The sequence below is a fragment of the Mariniflexile sp. HNIBRBA6329 genome (genome assembly GCF_043558645.1).
In the GTDB taxonomy this organism is placed as follows: domain Bacteria; phylum Bacteroidota; class Bacteroidia; order Flavobacteriales; family Flavobacteriaceae; genus Mariniflexile.
The window spans coordinates 1-878 of record NZ_JBIFXS010000040.1 but is presented as its reverse complement, the minus strand read 5'-3'; the positions used below and the strand labels follow the sequence as shown (position 1 = coordinate 878).

The following is an 878-nucleotide window of genomic DNA, read 5'->3' as shown; positions in this document are numbered from 1 at the left end:
GTCATAATAAATAGAAACCCTAGTCCAAATGTCATTCCATTTATTAATGCAACTTTGGCTCCAATGTTCTCATTTTTTTTCATTCAGATTGGTTTTTTTAGCTTGTGTACAACGTTTATGTATATGGAAAGTTGCGTGTTTGAGTGCGAGGATTTTCCGAAGGAAAATCGGATGCAAGCAAACAAAGCAACTGACATTGGTTAAGCTAAAAATAGCAATTTTTTATATACTGTGTTGTGTGTAGTTTTTATTTATTTTTATTCCTGCCCACAAAAGTCCTAATCCAATTAATGTCAAAATCAATCCGCTAATTAGAAAAGAAAAACCAATATCGTTTGTAAAAAGGGAGCCAATTGAGTTAAATAGACCTGTAATGAAATCAATATTAAAAAATCCGATTGGAAACAATAAAAAGACTAAAATTAGGGTCAAAATTGTATCAGCTAATGGCAGTTTAATTTTCCATTTAAATAATAAAAGTAACAATACCCAAGCTAAAAAAATCCAAAACCCAAATATTTGACTGTCATACAAAAATTGTCCGACGTTTTTTATTTTTAAACTTTCCAGTTTTTCTGAGTCAACCTCGATAAGTGCCTTCCAAATATCTGAATAGTAAGATATCTGAAATCGTTTTGAGCCATGTATCAAAAAAATAATGCCGATAGATTCGGCAACTATAATTTTCCAATTCAACTTTTGCATTAATTTTCTTTTCACTTCGGTTTTCTCAAATTACACACAACGGTTTTGTGTATGATTAGTGGCGTGTTCCACGCACCTAGGTTAGCAAATACAAACCGAATAGAAAATGGACTGCCCCCAAAACCTTAGACAAATTTATAATTAATTTTGACAATAATGAGCTCGATATTCAA

At 31.3% G+C, this 878-nt stretch carries 2 protein-coding genes; one reads left to right on the top strand and one right to left on the bottom strand.

Annotated elements, in window-relative coordinates:
* The coding region (locus ACGK9U_RS16100; protein WP_394467582.1) for a hypothetical protein at positions 1-204 on the top strand (204 nt) is incomplete at its 5' end.
* Positions 205-222: 18 nt separating this feature from the next.
* On the opposite strand, the gene ACGK9U_RS16095 is transcribed toward ACGK9U_RS16100, so the two are convergent.
* Complete coding sequence (locus tag ACGK9U_RS16095) at positions 223-720, bottom strand: hypothetical protein (protein WP_394467581.1); 498 nt, start codon at positions 718-720, stop codon at positions 223-225.
* Between the last annotated feature and the right edge of the window lie 158 nt (positions 721-878).